Annotated in this window: 12 protein-coding genes; 2 read left to right on the top strand and 10 right to left on the bottom strand. The window is 62.5% G+C overall.

Translation table 11 applies throughout. The features are described 5' to 3' along the window. Positions 1-208 precede the first annotated feature (208 nt). The 6 genes from fusA to V9L17_RS06165 form a co-directional block, all read right to left on the bottom strand. A complete protein-coding gene (gene fusA / locus V9L17_RS06190) occupies positions 209-2,323 on the bottom strand; it encodes an elongation factor G (protein ID WP_337346868.1) in 2,115 nt (704 codons plus the stop codon). 69 nt (positions 2,324-2,392) lie between these two features. Further along, positions 2,393-2,863: a 30S ribosomal protein S7 gene (gene rpsG / locus V9L17_RS06185; RefSeq protein ID WP_026531948.1), complete on the bottom strand. Its 471-nt coding sequence runs from the start codon at positions 2,861-2,863 to the stop codon at positions 2,393-2,395. A 1-nt stretch (position 2,864) separates the two neighbouring features. Next, the gene (gene rpsL, locus V9L17_RS06180) at positions 2,865-3,239 is read right to left on the bottom strand and encodes a 30S ribosomal protein S12 (protein WP_018773658.1); all 375 of its coding nucleotides are present in this window, start codon (positions 3,237-3,239) and stop codon (positions 2,865-2,867) included. Between the two features lie 404 nt (positions 3,240-3,643). Beyond that, positions 3,644-7,543 (bottom strand): DNA-directed RNA polymerase subunit beta', encoded by a 3,900-nt coding sequence (locus V9L17_RS06175; RefSeq protein ID WP_337346867.1) that lies wholly within the window; start codon positions 7,541-7,543, stop codon positions 3,644-3,646. Between the two features lie 107 nt (positions 7,544-7,650). Further along, positions 7,651-11,160 carry a DNA-directed RNA polymerase subunit beta gene (rpoB, locus tag V9L17_RS06170; RefSeq protein ID WP_337346866.1) on the bottom strand — a complete coding sequence of 1,170 codons (3,510 nt, stop codon included), beginning with the start codon at positions 11,158-11,160 and terminating at the stop codon, positions 7,651-7,653. 297 nt (positions 11,161-11,457) lie between these two features. Continuing rightward, positions 11,458-11,925: a hypothetical protein gene (locus V9L17_RS06165; protein ID WP_337350849.1), complete on the bottom strand. Its 468-nt coding sequence runs from the start codon at positions 11,923-11,925 to the stop codon at positions 11,458-11,460. Positions 11,926-12,138: 213 nt separating this feature from the next. Here V9L17_RS06165 and V9L17_RS06160 point away from each other — a divergent pair, with 213 nt between their 5' ends. Further along, positions 12,139-13,338 (top strand): acetyl-CoA C-acetyltransferase, encoded by a 1,200-nt coding sequence (locus V9L17_RS06160; RefSeq protein WP_337350848.1) that lies wholly within the window; start codon positions 12,139-12,141, stop codon positions 13,336-13,338. Then, complete coding sequence (locus V9L17_RS06155) at positions 13,338-13,841, top strand: aminoacyl-tRNA deacylase (protein WP_337350847.1); 504 nt, start codon at positions 13,338-13,340, stop codon at positions 13,839-13,841. Before V9L17_RS06160 ends, V9L17_RS06155 begins: the two co-directional genes overlap by 1 nt. Before the next feature lie 117 nt (positions 13,842-13,958). Here the strand turns inward: V9L17_RS06155 and rplL are convergent, their stop codons facing one another. The 4 genes from rplL to V9L17_RS06135 all read right to left on the bottom strand — a co-directional run bounded on the left by rplL (position 13,959) and on the right by V9L17_RS06135 (position 17,549). Continuing rightward, a complete protein-coding gene (gene rplL, locus V9L17_RS06150) occupies positions 13,959-14,330 on the bottom strand; it encodes a 50S ribosomal protein L7/L12 (protein ID WP_011692821.1) in 372 nt (123 codons plus the stop codon). A 78-nt stretch (positions 14,331-14,408) separates the two neighbouring features. Further along, on the bottom strand, positions 14,409-14,999 hold the full coding sequence (gene rplJ, locus V9L17_RS06145; protein ID WP_028269591.1) for a 50S ribosomal protein L10: 591 nt from the start codon (positions 14,997-14,999) through the stop codon (positions 14,409-14,411). Positions 15,000-15,309: 310 nt separating this feature from the next. Further along, positions 15,310-16,428: a GNAT family N-acetyltransferase gene (locus V9L17_RS06140; protein WP_337346862.1), complete on the bottom strand. Its 1,119-nt coding sequence runs from the start codon at positions 16,426-16,428 to the stop codon at positions 15,310-15,312. 8 nt (positions 16,429-16,436) lie between these two features. Then, a complete protein-coding gene (locus V9L17_RS06135) occupies positions 16,437-17,549 on the bottom strand; it encodes a GNAT family N-acetyltransferase (protein WP_337350846.1) in 1,113 nt (370 codons plus the stop codon). Positions 17,550-17,641: the final 92 nt, after the last annotated feature.

Here is a 17,641-nt window from a genome sequence, read left to right as displayed (position 1 = left end):
GAAACTCAGGCAAGTCTACTTGGGGGGCTTTGGATTGGTGAAATTGCAGATTCAGGAACTAATACTAGTGCCTAGAGCCTGTTCGTGCAGATGGCCGGGGCCCGGCTTGACCGGACTGCATCCGACCGGGTTCCGGCCACCTGCACCAGGCGGGCTTCCGTTATCCGGAAACCACACCCGAGTTTGTCGCTTCGAAAGTCGAAAAAGACTACTCGCCGCGGGTCTTCTGGATGATCTCGTCGGCGACTGCCTTCGGGACCTCGGCGTAGCTGTTGAACGTCATGGAGTACACAGCGCGGCCCTGGGTCTTCGAACGCAGGTCACCGATGTAGCCGAACATGCCGGACAGCGGGACGTGCGCACGGATAACCTTGACACCCTGTGCATCTTCCATGGACTGCATCTGGCCACGGCGGGAGTTGAGGTCACCGATAACTTCACCCATGTATTCCTCAGGGGTGCGGACCTCGACATCCATCAGCGGTTCGAGCAGAACAGGGTTCGCCTTGCGAGCGGCTTCCTTGAAAGCCATACGCCCGGCGATCTTGAACGCCATTTCCGAGGAGTCAACATCGTGGTACGCGCCGTCAATCAGCGTGGCCTTGATGCCGACAACCGGGTAACCGGCCAGGACGCCGTCGTTCAGCGCATCCTGGATACCGGCGTCAACAGAGGGAATGTACTCGCGCGGAACGCGGCCACCAGTGACCTTGTTCTCGAACTCGTACAGTTCGCCTTCGGCGGTGTCCAGCGGCTCGATCGCGATCTGGATCTTTGCGAACTGACCCGAACCACCGGTCTGCTTCTTGTGTGTGTAGTCGTGACGCTCCACAGCACGCTTGATGGTTTCGCGGTACGCAACCTGCGGCTTGCCAACGTTGGCCTCGACCTTGAATTCGCGGCGCATGCGGTCCACCAGGATGTCCAGGTGGAGCTCGCCCATGCCGGCGATGATGGTCTGGCCGGTGTCTTCGTTGAGGGACACCTGGAAGGTGGGGTCCTCAGCGGAGAGCTTCTGGATGGCCGTGGAGAGCTTCTCCTGGTCACCCTTGGTGTTCGGCTCGATGGCAACCGAGATCACGGGCTCCGGGAAGCTCATGGACTCGAGGACGATCTGGTTGGCGGAGTCGCACAGGGTGTCGCCCGTGGTGGTGTCCTTCAGACCGATCGCTGCGTAGATGTGGCCGGCGGTAGCGCCCTCAACAGGCATTTCCTTGTTGGCGTGCATCTGGAACAGCTTGCCGATGCGCTCCTTCTTGCCCTTGGTGGAGTTGACCACCTGTGCGCCTGCTTCCACGTGACCGGAGTACACGCGGATGAAGGTGAGCTGGCCGAAGAACGGGTGCGCGGCAATCTTGAACGCAAGAGCAGAGAACGGCTCTTCCGAAGACGGCTTGCGGGTCAGTTCCTTCTCTTCGTCGCGGGGATCGTGACCGATCATCGGCGGGACGTCGAGCGGGTTCGGCAGGTAGTCGACTACGGCATCCAGCATCGGCTGGACGCCGCGGTTCTTGAACGCGGAGCCACAGAAGATCGGGTACAGCTCGGAGTTGATCGTCATCTTGCGGATGCCGGCCTTGAGCTCGTCGACTGAGATCTCTTCGCCCTCAAGGTACTTCTCCATGAGTTCTTCGGAGGCCTCGGCAACGGTCTCAACGAGCGTTGCGCGGTACTCCTCAGCCTTTTCCTGGAGGTCAGCCGGGATCTCGCGGATCTCGTACTTGGCACCCATGGTGACGTCACCCTTGGCATCGCCGGGCCAGACCAGTGCACGCATGTACAGCAGGTCCACAACGCCGATGAAGTCGTTCTCGGCACCGATCGGCAGCTGCATGACCAGCGGCTTGGCACCGAGGCGGCTGATGATGGTGTCTACGGTGAAGTAGAAGTCAGCGCCCAGCTTGTCCATCTTGTTGACGAAGCAGATACGCGGAACGTTGTACTTGTCGGCCTGGCGCCAAACGGTCTCAGACTGCGGCTCAACGCCTTCCTTGCCATCGAAGACGGCGACAGCGCCGTCGAGGACGCGCAGGGAGCGCTCAACCTCAACGGTGAAGTCAACGTGGCCAGGGGTGTCGATGATGTTGATCTGGTTGTTTTCCCAGAAGCAGGTCACGGCGGCAGACGTGATGGTGATGCCGCGTTCCTTTTCCTGTTCCATCCAGTCGGTGGTCGAAGCGCCGTCGTGCGTTTCGCCGATCTTGTGGTTCACACCTGTGTAGAACAGAATGCGCTCGGTGGTGGTGGTCTTGCCGGCATCAATGTGGGCCATGATGCCGATGTTGCGGACCTTACTAAGGTCGGTAAGCACGTCCTGTGCCACGGTGTCTCCCTTTCGGATGGACTACACGTTCGCCGCCGGCTCGTAACGAGCCGGCGGCGTCCGGAAGTATTACCAGCGGTAGTGTGCGAAGGCCTTGTTGGACTCGGCCATCTTGTGGGTGTCTTCGCGACGCTTCACAGCGGCACCGAGACCGTTGGACGCATCCAGGATTTCGTTCTGGAGGCGCTCGGTCATCGTCTTTTCGCGGCGGGCCTTGGAGTAGCCGACCAGCCAGCGCAGTGCGAGGGCGGTGGAACGGCCCGGCTTGACCTCAACGGGAACCTGGTAGGTTGCGCCACCAACGCGGCGTGAGCGGACCTCAAGGGAAGGCTTGACGTTGTCCATGGCCTTCTTGAGGGCTGCAACGGGATCGCCGCCGGACTTGGCGCGTGCGCCTTCGAGGGCACCGTAGACGATGCGCTCTGCGGTGGACTTCTTACCGTCGACCAGCACCTTGTTGATCAGCTGGGTGACCAGCGGGGAGCCGTAAACGGGATCTAGTACGAGCGGCCGCTTGGGGGCCGGACCCTTGCGAGGCATATTACTTCTTCTCCATCTTTGCGCCGTAGCGGCTGCGGGCCTGCTTACGGTTCTTGACACCCTGGGTATCGAGGGCGCCACGGACGATCTTGTAGCGGACACCCGGGAGGTCCTTCACGCGACCGCCGCGAACGAGCACAATGGAGTGCTCCTGCAGGTTGTGGCCTACACCGGGGATGTAAGCGGTGACTTCAATGCCACCGTTGAGGCGTACACGTGCCACCTTACGCAGAGCCGAGTTCGGCTTCTTCGGGGTGGTGGTGTAAACGCGGGTGCAGACACCGCGGCGCATGGGGCTGCCGTTAAGCGCGGGAGCCTTGGTCTTTTTGACCTTAGGCGTGCGGCCCTTGCGGACCAGCTGGTTAATCGTAGGCACTCTCGTGTTCTCCGTTTTATCCGGAGTGGCCGCTTCCAGCCACTCTCTTGTTGCGTTGCCTCGCCGCCCGGGCTTTGAAGGGAATCTCCAGAGCAGCTGAGGCGAAGCCTTAATAGTCGGATCGCACCCCGGGGACTGTTATGACTGACGTCTTCAAAGGTCCCTAGGCATGCAAAAATGTGGCATACGTTGCACAAGAACCCTGCAAACCGGAAACGTCGCTCTGGTTCAGCCTTTCAGCTGGAACCGGCGCACTCATCCACTGCCACAATAACAATTGGTAACAAGTCTAACATGGACTCCCGCCAGGCCTTAATCGGCGCCCCTCCCCCAAAGCGGAAGGCCCCGCCCCGGCCTGCTCGTTGAAGCAGGCTGGAGACGGGGCCGACGCCGTTGAGTAACGGTTACCGGAAATCGTTCCCGAGGTCGTAGTCATCCAAGGGGATGGCGTGGAACTCAGGTGCTCCGTCGCCTCCCAGGGTGTCGTACGAGAAGTCACTGAACGCGCTGGGGCCGGTGAACAGGTTGGCCTTTGCTTCTTCAGTGGGCTCCACGGTGACCTCGGTGTAGCGCGGGAGACCCGTGCCAGCCGGGATCAGCTTACCGATGATGACGTTCTCCTTGAGGCCGAGCAGCGGATCGCTCTTGCCTTCCATGGCCGCCTGCGTCAGGACGCGGGTGGTCTCCTGGAAGGAAGCTGCGGACAGCCAGGACTCGGTGGCCAAGGACGCCTTGGTGATGCCCATGAGCTCAGGACGTCCGGAAGCCGGAGTCTTGCCCTCGGACACAACACGGCGGTTGGCATCCTCGAAGCGGCTGCGCTCGGCGAGCTCGCCGGGCAGCAGGTCCGATTCGCCGGACTCGATGACCGTGACGCGGCGCAGCATCTGGCGGACGATAACCTCGACGTGCTTGTCGTGGATACCGATGCCCTGGCTGCGGTACACGCCCTGGACTTCATCCACCAGGAACTTCTGCGCGGCACGGGGACCCATGATGCGCAGCACCTGCTTGGGGTCGACCGGACCGTTGATGAGCTTCTGGCCCACTGTGACGTGCTCGCCATCCTCGATGAGGAGGCGTGAACGGCGCAGTACCGGGTAGGCGATCTCTTCGGATCCGTCATCGGGGGTGATGACGAGGCGCATCTGGCGCTCGGACTCTTCAATGGTGATGCGGCCGGCTGCTTCAGCAATCGGTGCGACACCCTTCGGAGTACGGGCTTCGAAGAGCTCCTGGATACGGGGCAGACCCTGGGTGATGTCGTCGCCACCGCTGGCGGAAACAGCACCACCGGTGTGGAACGTACGCATGGTCAGCTGCGTGCCGGGCTCACCGATGGACTGTGCGGCGATGATGCCCACGGCCTCTCCGATGTCCACGGTCTTGCCGGTTGCCAGGGAACGTCCATAGCAAAGGGCGCAGGTGCCGACGCTGGACTCACAGGTGAGTACAGAGCGGACCTTGACCTCGGTGATGCCTGCCGCGAAGAGCTCAGCAATCACGACGTCGCCGCAGTCAGTGCCGGCCGGAGCCAGGACATTGCCCTTGGAGTCAAGGACATCCACGGCCAAGGTACGGGCGTAGGCGCTGTTCTCGACGTTCTCGTCCAGGACCAGCTCGCCGTTGGAGTCTGCGACAGCGATGGCCGTCACCAGACCGCGTTCGGTACCGCAGTCCTCTTCGCGGACGATGACGTCCTGGGACACGTCCACCAGACGACGGGTCAGGTAACCCGAGTTGGCGGTACGCAGTGCGGTGTCAGCCAGACCCTTACGGGCACCGTGGGTGGCGATGAAGTATTCCAGCACCGACAGGCCCTCGCGGTAGGAGGACTTGATGGGACGCGGGATGATTTCACCCTTCGGGTTGGCCACCAGGCCACGGATACCCGCGATCTGGCGGACCTGCATCCAGTTACCACGCGCACCGGAGGACACCATGCGGTTGATCGTGTTCATCGGGGACAGGCTGTCACGCATCGCCTGGGCGATCTCGTTGGTTGCCTTGTTCCAGATCTCGATCAGTTCCTGGCGACGCTCGTCGTCGTCGATCAGGCCCTTGTCGTACTGGCCCTGGATCTTGGCGGCCCGCTCCTCGTAGCCGGCAAGGATGGCAGGCTTTGCGGCCGGAACCTCGATGTCGGAGATGGCAACGGTAACGCCTGAACGGGTGGCCCAGTAGAAGCCTGAATCCTTCAGGTTATCCAGCGTCGCCGCGGTAACAACCTTCGGGTAGCGCTCAGCGAGGTCGTTGACGATGCGGGACAGTTCACCCTTGTCGGCAACAGCCTCAACCCAGGGGTAATCCTCGGGCAGGGTCTCGTTGAAGAGGACCTGGCCCAGGGAGGTCTGGACGAGGGCGGGCTGACCCGGCTCCCAACCTTCGGGAGCTTCCCAGCCGGCGTACGGAACAAAGCCTTCGAGGCGGATTCGGACCTGCGAGTTCAGGTGCAGCTCGCGGGCGTCGAAAGCCATGATGGCTTCGGCAACCGAGCCGAAGACGCGGCCTTCGCCAGCTGAACCGACACGCTTGGTGGTCAGGTGGTAGAGGCCGATGATCATATCCTGCGACGGCAGGGTAACCGGGCGTCCATCGGACGGCTTCAGGATGTTGTTCGAGGACAGCATCAGGATGCGTGCCTCGGCCTGGGCCTCCGGGCTCAGCGGCAGGTGCACTGCCATCTGGTCGCCGTCGAAGTCAGCGTTGAACGCGCCACAAACCAGCGGGTGGAGCTGGATTGCCTTGCCCTCAACAAGCTGCGGTTCGAACGCCTGGATACCAAGGCGGTGCAGGGTAGGTGCACGGTTGAGCAGCACCGGGTGTTCGGTGATGATCTCTTCGAGCACATCCCAGACCTGCGGGCGGTAGCGCTCGACCATGCGCTTGGCCGACTTGATGTTCTGGGCGTGGTTGAGGTCAACCAGGCGCTTCATCACGAACGGCTTGAAGAGCTCCAGGGCCATCTGCTTGGGCAGGCCGCACTGGTGCAGCTTCAGCTGCGGGCCGACGACGATGACCGAACGGCCGGAGTAGTCAACACGCTTGCCTAGGAGGTTCTGGCGGAAACGGCCCTGCTTGCCCTTGAGCATGTCGCTCAGGGACTTCAGCGGACGGTTGCCCGGTCCAGTGACCGGACGGCCGCGACGGCCGTTGTCGAAGAGGCTGTCAACAGCTTCCTGAAGCATGCGCTTCTCGTTGTTGACGATGATCTCCGGAGCACCCAGGTCAAGCAGGCGCTTGAGTCGGTTATTGCGGTTGATCACACGGCGGTAGAGGTCGTTGAGGTCGGAGGTCGCGAAGCGGCCACCGTCCAGCTGGACCATCGGGCGCAGTTCCGGCGGGATCACCGGGACGGCATCCAGAACCATGCCGAGCGGGCTGTTGTTGGTGGTCAGGAACGCGTTGACAACCTTCAGTCGCTTCAGGGCGCGGGTCTTGCGCTGGCCCTTGCCGTTGGCAATGATGTCGCGCAGCAGGTCAGACTCGGCCTGCATGTCGAAGCCCTCAAGACGCTTCTTGATGGCTTCGGCACCCATGGAGCCTTCGAAGTAGATACCGTAGCGGTCGCGCAGTTCGCGGTACAGGCCTTCGTCACCTTCGAGGTCTGCGACCTTCAGGTTCTTGAAGCGGTCCCAGACCTGCTCGAGGCGCTCGATGTCGGCGTCGGCGCGCTTACGCACGTTCGCCATCTGGCGGTCGGCGGAGTCGCGGGCCTTCTTCTTGTCGGCAGCCTTGGCACCTTCACCCTCAAGGCGCGCAATTTCGCCTTCGAGGTCGCGGGCGATGGCCGCGATGTCGGAGTCGCGGTTGTCGATCAGCTGCTTCTTCTCGATGTCGTGCTCAACCTGCAGGTTGGGCAGTTCCTCGTGGCGGGCAGCCTCGTCGACGCTGGTGATCATGTAGGCGGCGAAGTAGATGACCTTTTCGAGGTCCTTCGGAGCCAGGTCAAGGAGGTAGCCCAGACGGGAGGGGACACCCTTGAAGTACCAGATGTGCGTGACCGGTGCGGCCAGCTCGATGTGGCCCATGCGCTCACGGCGGACCTTCGCGCGGGTGACTTCAACGCCACACCGTTCGCAAATGATGCCCTTGAAGCGCACACGCTTGTACTTACCGCAGTAGCACTCCCAGTCGCGGGACGGGCCGAAGATCTTCTCGCAGAAGAGGCCGTCCTTCTCAGGCTTGAGCGTGCGGTAGTTGATGGTTTCCGGCTTCTTAACCTCGCCGTAAGACCAGCCACGGATGTCTTCCGCGGTGGCGAGGCCGATCTGCATGAGGCCGAAGGAGGATTCGCTGGACATATGGTCCCTGTTCTCTCTTGTTCTCTAAATTCTGAAGTCTTGGTTACGGGAAGAGGGAGCCCCGGAGCAAGGCAGCGGACGGGCCGGCTGCCTTGCTCCGGAGGACTCTAGACCTCTTCTACGGAACTGGGCTCTGCACGAGACAGATCGATGCCCAGTTCTTCCGCAGCCGTGAAGACTGCGTCATCAGAGTCACGCATTTCAATTGTGGTTCCGTCCGTGGAAAGCACTTCCACGTTCAGGCACAGCGACTGCATTTCCTTGATCAAGACCTTGAAGGACTCAGGAACGCCCGGCTCGGGGATGTTCTCGCCCTTGACGATTGCTTCGTAGACCTTCACGCGACCGTGGATGTCATCCGACTTGATCGTGAGGAGCTCCTGGAGCGTGTAAGCGGCGCCGTAAGCTTCGAGCGCCCACACTTCCATTTCACCGAAGCGCTGGCCACCGAACTGTGCCTTACCACCCAGCGGCTGCTGCGTGATCATGGAGTACGGACCGGTGGAGCGGGCGTGGATCTTGTCGTCCACCAGGTGGTGGAGCTTCAGGATGTACATGTAGCCAACAGAGATCGGATCCGGGAACGGCTCACCGGAGCGGCCGTCAAACAGGCGGGTCTTGCCCGAGGAGTTGATCAGGCGTTCGCCGTCGCGGGTCACGTTAGTGGAGTCCAGCAGGCCGGTGATTTCCTCTTCGCGGGCACCGTCGAACACGGGCGTTGCAACAGTGGTCTGGCCACTCTCGCGCGGCAGGTTCGGCAGCTGCTTGACCCACTCGGGCTCGCCTTCGATCTTCCAACCGGTCTTGGCAACCCAGCCGAGGTGCGTTTCGAGCACCTGGCCGACGTTCATTCGGCCCGGAACACCCAGCGGGTTCAGGACAATATCAACGGGGGTGCCGTCGGCAAGGAAGGGCATGTCCTCGATCGGAAGGATCTTGGAGATGACGCCCTTGTTGCCGTGGCGGCCGGCGAGCTTGTCGCCGTCGGTGATCTTGCGCTTGGCGGCCACGTAGACGCGGACCAGCTGGTTGACGCCCGGCGGCAGTTCGTCGTCGTTGTCGCGGTCGAACACGCGGACGCCGATGACGGTGCCGGACTCGCCGTGCGGAACCTTCAGGGAGGTGTCGCGCACTTCGCGGGACTTCTCACCGAAGATGGCGCGCAGCAGGCGCTCTTCCGGGGTCAGTTCGGTTTCACCCTTCGGGGTGACCTTTCCGACCAGGATGTCGCCGGCTTCAACCTCGGCACCGATGTGGATGATGCCGCGCTCGTCCAGGCCAGCCAGTACTTCCTCGGACACGTTGGGGATGTCACGGGTGATTTCCTCGGCACCAAGTTTGGTGTCGCGGGCATCGATCTCGTGCTCCTCGATGTGGATGGAGGAAAGGACGTCCTCGGCAACAATGCGCTGCGAGAGGATGATCGCGTCCTCGAAGTTGTGGCCTTCCCATGACATGAATGCCACGAGCAGGTTCTTGCCGAGGGCGAGCTCGCCCTGGTCAGTTGCCGGGCCGTCGGCGATGATGCCGCCAACCTCGAGGCGCTGGCCTTCGTTCACCAGAACACGGTTGTTGTAGCAGTTGCCCTGGTTGGAGCGTGCGAACTTGTTGATGCGGTAGTTGGTTTCCGTGCCGTCGTCGTTGAGCATGATGACGAGCTCAGCGGAGACCTCGGTGACCACACCGGCCTTCTTCGCGATGGTGACATCACCGGCGTCGACGGCGGCTGCGCGCTCCATGCCGGTGCCCACGAACGGAGCCTCGGAACGGACCAGCGGCACAGCCTGGCGCTGCATGTTGGCACCCATGAGTGCACGGTTAGCATCGTCATGCTCGAGGAACGGGATCAGGGCCGTAGCCACGGACACCATCTGGCGCGGGGAAACGTCCATGAACTCGACGTCGGCGGCAGGAACCAGCACGGGCTCGCCTCCACCACCACGGGCGCGGACCAGGACGGTCTCTTCGGCGAACTTCTTGTTCTCATCCAGCGGAGCGTTGGCCTGGGCGATCAGGACCTCTGCTTCGTCGTCGGCCGTCAGGTACTGGACGTTGTCGGAAACGACGCCGTCCTTGACCAGGCGGTACGGCGTCTCGATGAAGCCGAACGGGTTGATACGGCCGTAGGAAGCCAGCGAACCGATCAGGCCAATGTTCGGGCCTTCAGGGGTTTCGATGGGGCACATACGTCCGTAGTGGGACGGGTGAACGTCTCGAACTTCCATGCCTGCACGGTCACGGGACAGACCACCCGGGCCAAGCGCGGACAGACGGCGCTTGTGGGTCAGACCCGACAGCGGGTTGTTCTGGTCCATGAACTGCGACAGCTGGGAGGTTCCGAAGAACTCCTTGATGGCTGCAACAACCGGGCGGATGTTGATCAGGGTCTGCGGCGTGATGGCCTCGACGTCCTGGGTGGTCATACGCTCGCGGACGACGCGCTCCATACGGGACAGGCCGGTGCGGACCTGGTTCTCGATGAGCTCGCCGACGGCGCGGATACGACGGTTGCCGAAGTGGTCGATGTCATCGATCTCAACGCGCAGTTCGTGGTCCTGGCCGTCGCGCTTACCCGTCAGGGTCTTCTCGCCGGCGTGCAGGGCAACCAGGAACTTGATCATGGCCACGATGTCTTCAACGTGCAGGACCGAGGCTTCCTTGTCGCCAAGGGAGCGGTCGATGCCAAGCTTGCGGTTGATCTTGTAACGGCCGACTTTGGCCAGATCGTAGCGCTTGGAGTTGAAGTACAGGTTGTCCAGCAGGGACTGGGCAGCCTCGACTGTGGGCGGCTCGCCCGGTCGCAGCTTCCGGTAGATGTCCAGCAACGCGTCTTCGCGGGTCTCTGTTGCGTCCTTCTCGAGCGTGGCGCGCATGGAGTCGTACTGGCCGAACTCTTCGAGGATCTGGCCTTCGGTCCAGCCAAGGGCCTTCAGCAGCACGGTGACGGACTGCTTGCGCTTACGGTCGAGGCGTACGCCGACCTGGTCGCGCTTGTCGATCTCGAGTTCAAACCATGCACCACGGGAGGGGATGATCTTGGCAGTGAAGATGTCCTTGTCACTGGTCTTGTCGGCGGTGCGCTCAAAGTAGGCGCCCGGCGAACGGACCAGCTGGGAGACGACGACACGCTCGGTGCCGTTGACGACGAAGGTACCCTTCTCCGTCATCAGGGGGAAGTCGCCCATGAACACGGTCTGCTGCTTGATTTCGCCCGTGTTGTTGTTCATGAACTCGGCCTTGACGTACAGCGGTGCCGAGTACGTTGCGTCCCGGTCCTTGCACTCGGCCATGGTGTACTTCGGGTCAGCGAACTCCGGATCGGAGAAGCTCAGGGACATGGTGCCCTGGAAGTCCTCAATCGGGGAGATCTCTTCGAAGATGTCCGACAGTCCGGACGTGGTGGCGACGCTGAGGTCGTTTTCTTCTACGGCTTTCGCTACGCGTGCCTGCCAGCGTTCGTTTCCGACCAGCCAGTCAAAGCTGTCCGTCTGCAGGGCAAGAAGATTCGGAACGTCAAGCGGTTCGTGAATCTTTGCGAATGAGAGCCGGCGAGTGGCACCATCAGTGCTGTCGGCGGTGTTAGCGGTTTCGTTATTAGAGGTGCTCGAGGCGACCAAGAGGGATCCTTCCACAGACCTTCAGGCGTTTTCAGATCTCCCCCGCTGTGCACCCTGCAGAATGACTCCGCAGTGCTACCATCCGGTTCCGCTATATGACCCGGGGCCCGGGCTGCCCATACAATGACGTTGTTGACGGCACGTTGATGGTCAGCTGCCAGGCAAAGCCCACCGCTATATGAAGGCTGAAGGTAAACAGGGAAGACGCAAATATCTACGATACGGCAAAACCGATTACGTGTCTACCCCACATCGCGCGTTATTGCAAGACCCATATTTTTCGCATTCGGACGCGGCTCAGAGCCGGAGCGTGACACCCTCAGCTGTGCATTCCTGGGCGTTGGCGAAAACCGCGTCACGGACCATGTCCTTTGACGATTGGTCCACTTCACCGCCGCTTTCAACCGCCGACGACCTGTCCAGGGACAGGACGCCCAGGGACGTAAACAATCCCTTCTGGTTGCCGGACGCAACGTCCTTGGCGTCCTGGGCGGCGAAGTAGATCTCTTCGTAGGCGTTGGCGTCATCCTTAACGGCCTTGTAATCGGCGTAGAGCTTGTTGAACTGCTCGCAGGCGGCCCGGACACCTCCTGCCTGCGGAGCATGGGCGTCGGAAGAGCGCGACGGCGTCGGCCGCGACGATGCGAGGCTGGACGTCGTGGGGGTGGCCGTCGCCGTGGTGGGAGCGGGGGCGGGGGCGGCTACGCTGCAGGCCGTTAGCCCTGCAAGGCTTGCGACCGCTGCCACGGCGAGGATTTTCTTCACGATGATGCTCCCTGTTTTTTGTTCTGCGGCGATGCTGTCATACCCGCCGTCCACCCTACTGAGGCCGCCGACGCCTTGCACGTTTCGGTGATGGGTAGTTCTCCCCTGCCGCGTGCCGAAGGAATTCGCCTGCGCCTGCCAATGTTTGGATAATTAGGTGAGGAAGCTCACGGTAGCCTTGGCCTACATCGGTTCAGATCGGAAGAGATAACAATGGGCAACTCCACAGACAACACTGACGTTGTCATCCTCTCAGCGGCGCGGTCCCCCCAGGGCCGGCTGAACGGGCAACTGGCGAGCTTCACCGCCGTCGAACTCGGAGCCCACGCCATCAAGGCCGCGATCGCGGCAAGCGGCGTGGACGCCGGGCGCGTGGATGCGGTGATCATGGGCCAGGTGCTTCAGGCCGGAGCGGGCCAGAATCCTGCCAGGCAAAGCGCTATCGGAGCCGGGATCGGCTGGAATGTTCCGACGGTCACTATCAACAAAGTGTGCCTCTCCGGCCTGACCGCGGTCATAGACGCCGCCCGCCTCATCCGCAGCGGCGATGCCACTGTGGTGGTGGCCGGCGGACAGGAGTCCATGACGCGCGCGCCGCACCTGCTGCCCGGCTCCCGCCAAGGCTGGACCTACGGCGCGATTCAAGCCCTGGACGTCGCGGCACACGACGGACTCACTGACGCCTTCGACGGCCAATCCATGGGTCTTTCCACCGAAACGAGGAACCTCGCCCTCGGCATAGACCGAACGTCCCAGGACAACGTGGCTGCCCAGTCCCACCAGCGTGCCGCGCTGGCAGCGAAGAACGGCGTGTTCGACGACGAAATCGCACCGATCAGTGTCAAGCAGCGCAAGGGCGACCCCCTTGTTGTCGCCGCGGACGAAGGAGTTCGGCCCAACACCTCCATCGAAACACTGGCCGGCCTCAAGGCAGCGTTCGTGACGGACGGGACCATCACCGCCGGCAACTCCTCTCCCCTGTCCGACGGCGCCTCCGCACTGGTACTCGCGTCGCGGCAGTTCGCCGAGGACAACGGGCTGGAGTACCTGGCCGTCGTCGGTAAGCCCGGACAGGTGGCCGGGCCGGACAACTCGCTTCACTCCCAGCCCTCACATGCGCTCCAGAGCGCCCTTGACCGGGCAGGCTGGACCACGGCGGACCTGGACTTCATCGAGATCAACGAAGCATTCGGTTCCGTGGCAGTGCAGTCCCTGAAGGACCTGGACTACCCGTTGGAGCAGTGCAATATCCATGGCGGGGCCATTGCCCTGGGCCACCCCATCGGCGCCTCGGGGGCTCGGCTGGCACTGCACGCGGCCCATGAACTCAAGCGGCGCGGAAGCGGCAAGGCTGCCGTCTCCCTGTGCGGCGGCGGAGGGCAGGGCGAAGCGCTCCTGCTGTACCGGGACTGATGGTGGCGCAAGCCGACAACGGAAGTGCCGCCGTCGGACGCCGGCGCTTCCTGGCTGACGCCGCGGCGCGTGGCCTCGACGTCGAGGTGGTGGAGCGCCTCGCCGCCCGGAGCCTTGAGGAGGCTGCCGGCATCCTGGGCATAACCCCGGCGGACATCGTGAAGTCCCTGGTGGTCAAGCACAAGGACGGCAGCTTCCTGTTCGCGTTGATCCCCGGTGACCGGCAGATCTCCTGGCCCAAGCTCCGGGCCCTGGTGGGAGTCAACAAGCTGTCGCTGCCGCCGCCCCACGTCGCCCTCGACGCCACGGGATACGAACGGGGCACCATTACTCCGCTGGGCAGCACCAAGGCTTGGCCGGTTTACGCCGACCAGACGATTGCCGGGCGCCGGATCTCCATGGGCGCCGGGCAGCATGGTTTCAGCGCTTTTGTTGACGCCGACGCCCTGACTGCTGCCCTGGGCGCGACCGTCGCGGACATCTCCGATCCCAACCCCATGTAGGTAGCAGCAGATGTCGTTATGAGCCCCCATAACGACATCAGCTGCTACCTTGTTGGGTTTAACGCAGGAAGCCCCGCCCACCGGTGTGGACGGGGCTTCCTGTTGGAAAAGCGAGTGTTACTTGAGGGTAACGGTGGCGCCGGCAGCCTCGAGCTGCTCCTTGGCCTTCTCGGCAGCTTCCTTGGTTGCACCTTCGAGGACAGCCTTCGGAGCACTGTCAACCAGGTCCTTGGCTTCCTTCAGGCCCAGGGAAGTGATGGCGCGAACTTCCTTGATCACTGCGATCTTCTTGTCGCCAGCAGCCTCGAGAACGACGTCGAAGTCGGTCTTCTCTTCGGCTTCTTCAGCAGCAGCGGCGGGGCCGGCAACGGCAACAGCAGCAGCAGTAACTTCGAAGGTCTCTTCGAAGAGCTTGACGAACTCGGAGAGCTCGATGATGGTCAGTTCCTTGAAAGCTTCAATGAGCTCTTCGTTGGTGAGCTTCGCCATGGTGTGGCGTCCTTCCTATAGGTGGTGCTTGGCGGCCAGGGCCGTTGCCTTCACACCGGAGTCTGGTTTGAAAGAGAGTTAGTTCTCTTCGGTGGCTGCGGCCTCGGCCGGAGCTTCGGTCTCTGCTGCTTCTGCGGCCGGGGCTTCTTCAGCGGCGGGCGCTTCGGCTGCTGCCGGTGCACCGTTCTCTTCTTCAAGCTTGAGGCGCAGGGCGTCAATGATGCGTGCAGCAGCGGCAGCAGGAGCCTTGAGGATCCCTGCAACCTTGGCGAGCTGCAGCTCGCGGGACTCGAGTGCTGCCAGGGCAGCAACTTCGCTGGCGTTCAGTGCCTTGCCCTCGAAGTAACCGGTCTTGATAACCAGCTGCTTGTTGGTCTTGGCAAAATCCGTCAGGCTCTTGGCCGCTGCAACTGCGTCACCCTTGATGAACGCGATTGCAGTGGGGCCGGCGAGCTGGCCGTCGAATGCTTCGACACCAGCTTCCTTGGCTGCAATGGCGGTCAGGGTGTTCTTGACGACCGAGAACTTGGTGTCCTGGCCGAGAGAAACACGCAGCTGCTTGAGCTGTGCAACAGTGAGCCCACGGTATTCGGTCAGGACAGCGGCGTTCGATTCCTTGAAATCGTTAGTGATCTCAGCTACTGCTGAAACCTTTGCAGGCGTTGCCATAACCCTCCTTCCGGGGATAGTGCCGGTATTCGACGGTCCCCGCTCAAGGTGAGCTAAAACTAAAAACGCCCCGCGCAGATGCACGGGGCTTGGCTCAAACACAGTTTCACACCGTGGAGCTTTGCTTCGTTCACCTGCGCCGGCCGCCCTACGTTCAGGGTCCTTCGTCCAGAAAACCACTTGATCTCCAGCGCACAAACTACAGAGTTGAGCTGTGTTCAGGAGAGTGGATTTCCAACAACCGACGGTCTTTGGTAGTTCAAGCTTACGGGACGCGGCGTCCCTCTACCAAATCGTGCAAAGCGAAGGTTCAGCTCTTGCTGGCGCCCAACTGCGGGAGTTCCTTTTGCCAGATGCCCGTCACCCCCGCCGTAGTGAACCCCAGCTGCTTGTTGACGGTCAGCAGGTATCTGTTCTCCGGGGCGTTCCAGGTATAAATGACCCTCGCGTCCGGGAACTGCTCGGTGAGGCGTTCCATGTTGGCCACCTTGATCAGCAGCCCCAGCTTATTCCCGCGGTGTTCCTGGAGCACCAGGGTGTCGTCCTGGAACACTACGTCGGCGCGGTGGGCCAGGACGCTGATAGTGGTCAGGCCCACCAAAGCGCCCGTGGCAAGGTGCTCAACAGCCGTAACCACCGTCCGGCGACCCTGGGCAATGGTGGCCTCTTCCGCCTCACGCAGGATGCCGCCGTCGAACACCATGTCCTGCTCGACAGGGGTCTGCAGCGATGGGTCAACGTCGGCGCCCGCCTGGTTCTCCAGCACGGCCACCGCCTCCAGCCACTCGTCCGGGCAGCGGTCCGTCCAGTGATGCAGGCGGTACCGGCCGTTGTTGGCGGCGTCCGCCTCCGCCTGGAGGTCGGCCACGAGCTTGGTGTCCAGGGGCAGGGCGCAGGAACTGAACTGCTCAATGTGCTGCAGCGTATACCCGGTCTTGCGGGCAAACTCGACTTCGCGGCTCTCCAGTGGAACAAAGCCCTGGCCCGATCCGGGGACCAGCTGGGCTTTCTCGAACTCGTGCAGTGAAGCACCCGGGTGGTTGGTATCCACCAGGATCATGGTCCGGCCCTCAGCCCGCGCCAGGTGTTCGGCGGCGAGCAATAGTTTCCGGCCAACGCCCTGGCGCTGGAATTCGGGCAGGATGTCCAGCGTGAACTCGGCCAGGTCCAGGTTATCGGCCAGTGGAAGGGCGATATCAACGGTACCAACGATCTCACCGTCGACCTTTGCCACCAGGATGATCTGGCGTTCGTAGGGGTCCTCAAGCTCCAGGAGTTTCTCCAGCGGCGCATACGCCAGATCGTCAGTGCCCCAGGTCTGCATCCGGACCTTGCGGCCCACCTCGACGGCGGCCAGGAAGTCCGCCGCGTCCGGTGCGTCCAGCGAATCCGGGATCCACAGCTGCTCGATCTTCACGTCGTTTGCCATAAGGGGCATCATCCCAGCCGTTTCTGCCACTCACCTTCATAGCCAGCAGGCTTGAATCCAAGCGAAATATTTATCGCCAGCATATGCTGGTTTTCGCTGGCATTCCACGTAAGGACCGACCGCGCGGCGGGCCAGAGCTGCTGTGCCAGACGCAAGTTCGCGAGCTTGACCAGCATTCCCAAGCGGTGTCCCCGGTGTTCTGCAGACACCAACGTGTCCTGTTGGATGATCGTCGCAGGAACCTCCGGGCGCCAATTCAGGACGGTATAGGCCGCCAGCCTGCCGGATGTGCTGTGCATCGCGGCGGCCACCAGGGCCTGTACACCACTGCGGACCAGCGTTTCTTCCTCTTCCCGTACCCGGGCCGCGTCCCAGTCCTCGGGGCCCCAGTCCAACCCGGCCGTGGGCACATCGGTGCTCATTCGGGCCTTCAGGGCTGAGTATTCAACGACGAACTCCTCCGGACAGGACTCCGTCCAGGTGAGAACCTTGTAGTCCAGTGCGTGGGCGGACGCCTCGGTCTCGAGCATTTCCAGGCGCTCTGCAGGAACGGGTAAGGAGAGCCGGCTGGACCGCTCCACCTGCTCCAGCTCATACCCGGCATCGGCGGCAAAGGCAGTTGAAGCCTCGTCCCGCGGGAGCCCACCTGCGCCTGATTTGGCCGGCAGCAAGGTTCCTGGGCGTTCTGCCAGCCCCAGCGGGATCTCGCAGTAGGCGTCCAGCGACGTCCTGCCCCGCGTCGCCGCAACGGACTCGGCGTACTCCAGCAGGCGCCTCCCCCACCCGCAGCGCCGGTAGGCCGGGGCCACCAGGACATCGATCCCGGCACTGGCCGTGTTCTCCCGCAGGGGCAGCGTGACCGAGCACAGGCCCACCAGCTCTCCGCCGAGCCGTGCGGCAAAGAGGTGCCGTTCCTCGTACTCGTTGCCGCGCCAGAACTCCATGGCCTCGGCTGGAGTAAGGCAGCGGTCAAGGTTGCCCCATTTCTCCTGCTCGTGCGCTTCACGAAGGGCCTGACAGGCACGGAAGTCCGCGGCACCGTCCGGACTTCCCTCTGCAGCCGGGGTGCCGCCGTCGGGCGTTGGCGGGATCTGAACAGCGGTGATGGCCAGGGCGGTCATGCCCCCAGCCTAGCCATCCGCAGGATTTAGTCGAGGGTGCGGGCTTAAGCAAAGAGACCGCCCGGCGCGATGCCGGGCGGTCTCTCTGTGTG

Origin of the sequence: Pseudarthrobacter sp. CCNWLW207 (genome assembly GCF_037203945.1) — a bacterium.
GTDB lineage: Bacteria > Actinomycetota > Actinomycetes > Actinomycetales > Micrococcaceae > Arthrobacter.
This window is presented reverse-complemented; position numbering and strand designations above follow the sequence as displayed.

Excerpts from the sequence above, each read along its gene's own strand:
- rpsG (WP_026531948.1), bottom strand. The coding sequence starts at position 2,863 with ATGCCTCGCAAGGGTCCGGCCCCCAAGCGGCCGCTCGTACTAGATCCC.
- V9L17_RS06175 (WP_337346867.1), bottom strand. The coding sequence starts at position 7,543 with ATGTCCAGCGAATCCTCCTTCGGCCTCATGCAGATCGGCCTCGCCACC.
- V9L17_RS06160 (WP_337350848.1), top strand. The coding sequence starts at position 12,139 with ATGGGCAACTCCACAGACAACACTGACGTTGTCATCCTCTCAGCGGCG.
- V9L17_RS06155 (WP_337350847.1), top strand. The coding sequence starts at position 13,338 with ATGGTGGCGCAAGCCGACAACGGAAGTGCCGCCGTCGGACGCCGGCGC.
- rplL (WP_011692821.1), bottom strand. The coding sequence starts at position 14,330 with ATGGCGAAGCTCACCAACGAAGAGCTCATTGAAGCTTTCAAGGAACTG.
- rplJ (WP_028269591.1), bottom strand. The coding sequence starts at position 14,999 with ATGGCAACGCCTGCAAAGGTTTCAGCAGTAGCTGAGATCACTAACGAT.
- V9L17_RS06140 (WP_337346862.1), bottom strand. The coding sequence starts at position 16,428 with ATGGCAAACGACGTGAAGATCGAGCAGCTGTGGATCCCGGATTCGCTG.
- V9L17_RS06135 (WP_337350846.1), bottom strand. The coding sequence starts at position 17,549 with ATGACCGCCCTGGCCATCACCGCTGTTCAGATCCCGCCAACGCCCGAC.